Below are 1,521 nucleotides of genomic sequence, written 5' to 3'. Positions count from 1 at the left end.
CGCCAAAGGCCGCCCGGCGCTAAGCGCCGATACGTCAGTGGATGCAACACATTTGCAACATGCCCCCCCCCTAGGCTGTCGCCTCGCTTCGCGAGTTGACGGGCCGCGTCAAATCCCTGGCCGGAAAAAACACCCGACCAGCGATTTGCCCCAACCTCACCGTGTAACAGCTCTATCGGTAGCCCTCATTTTTCAAAGCAAAAACAATCAAAAGCGAACAGCGTAGTAACAGAGTGAGAAGCAAATGCCCTGAAAGCCTTAGCGTCCGGGAATGGTACACGCACATCTGATTGTATTACCCGCAGTTATGCTTGGTGCAACCCGCAAAAAACACCTTGATTTTGCGGGTAAATCCGCAATACCATGACGCCACGACACGCAAATTTAGGGTCATTTCTGAAGATGGATCAATCAAAAAATGAGTTTACGCTACGCGAGCTCAATCGACAGTTTTCACCAGACGTTAACCCATTGATTGAGTCAACCACGATTGCTACCAAACGGCGCTATGTCAGGGCTGGTCGAGGTAAAGATCTGGTTGATCCCATGACAGGGGAAGTTTCAGTAGTGAGCACAATCCACACAGTGGAAGAACGCGACGATGCTGAATTCGTCAAGGTATTTGCAGAAGGCGTACGGGCTATGTATGACCTTTCGCGAACGGGTATGCGCGTGTTTCAGGCGATTCTGAATGAGTACCAAAATACCCGTATGTCTGGTGGCTTTGCCGACACAATCTATCTGCATTGGTTTGATAAAGGCCTTAACGGGCAAGACCTTGGTATGAGTGAAGCAACATTTCACCGAGGCTTTAAGGAGTTGTTGGTCAATCGCTTCCTATGGCCTAGGGGACCAAGCATGTATTGGATCAACCCTGCACTGTTTTTCAAAGGAGACCGTGTAGCCTTGATCACTGAATACCGCCGAAAAAAACCGAACGTGGCACTCAGTATGAAAGAGGAGTGACACATGGCATGGCACACCATCCAGGAAGCGCAAAAGCTGACCGGAAAGAGCCGCCGCACGCTCTACCGTGATATGGCTGCAGGCCGCTTATCCTGGGAGCCAGAGGGAGAAAATTCCCGTCGCCTTGAAACCTCTGAACTGATCCGCGTATACGGCGCACTTTTGCCGGTGACACAGGCCGAGCCTGAAAAAACGGCACACGCTGACACTGAGCTTGGCACACAAGGTACAGCCTTGATAATGACCGAGTTGAAGGCTTTGAGGGAGGAAGTAGCAGAGTTGCGCCAAGCTCTACGTCTGATCGAGTACAAACCTGAAATGACACAGTCTGACACGGCTGAAAGTGCGACTCTTATCAAGCCTAAGCCCTGGTGGCAAAGGCCTTTATTCACCCGAAAGGGCTAGAAGCAGCCCAGGTGGAGATAGCACTCTCCACCTGGCCTATCGGTCCAATGGGGGGTACGGCCTCAAACCGAACCCAAGAAAGGTCTGAAAAATCCTCTTCTTCAAAAATCGAAGCCATTAAGGAGGCGCTGCAAAAATAGCCAACTGTCC

The 1,521-nt window shown here is 51.2% G+C and carries 2 protein-coding genes; both read left to right on the top strand.

Features of this window, described 5'->3' with window-relative positions; translation table 11 throughout:
* Positions 1–402: 402 nt before the first annotated feature.
* Positions 403–966, top strand: coding sequence for a replication/maintenance protein RepL (locus ALO64_RS10050; RefSeq protein ID WP_044345825.1), 564 nt, complete (start codon positions 403–405; stop codon positions 964–966).
* A gap of 3 nt (positions 967–969) precedes the next feature.
* Complete coding sequence (locus tag ALO64_RS10045; RefSeq protein ID WP_044345823.1) at positions 970–1,371, top strand: hypothetical protein; 402 nt, start codon at positions 970–972, stop codon at positions 1,369–1,371.
* Positions 1,372–1,521 lie beyond the last annotated feature (150 nt).

Source organism: Pseudomonas meliae (assembly GCF_001400515.1).
Taxonomy (GTDB): domain Bacteria; phylum Pseudomonadota; class Gammaproteobacteria; order Pseudomonadales; family Pseudomonadaceae; genus Aquipseudomonas; species Aquipseudomonas amygdali.
The sequence above is the reverse complement of the archived record's forward strand: the minus strand, read 5'-3'. Positions and strand labels throughout refer to the sequence as shown.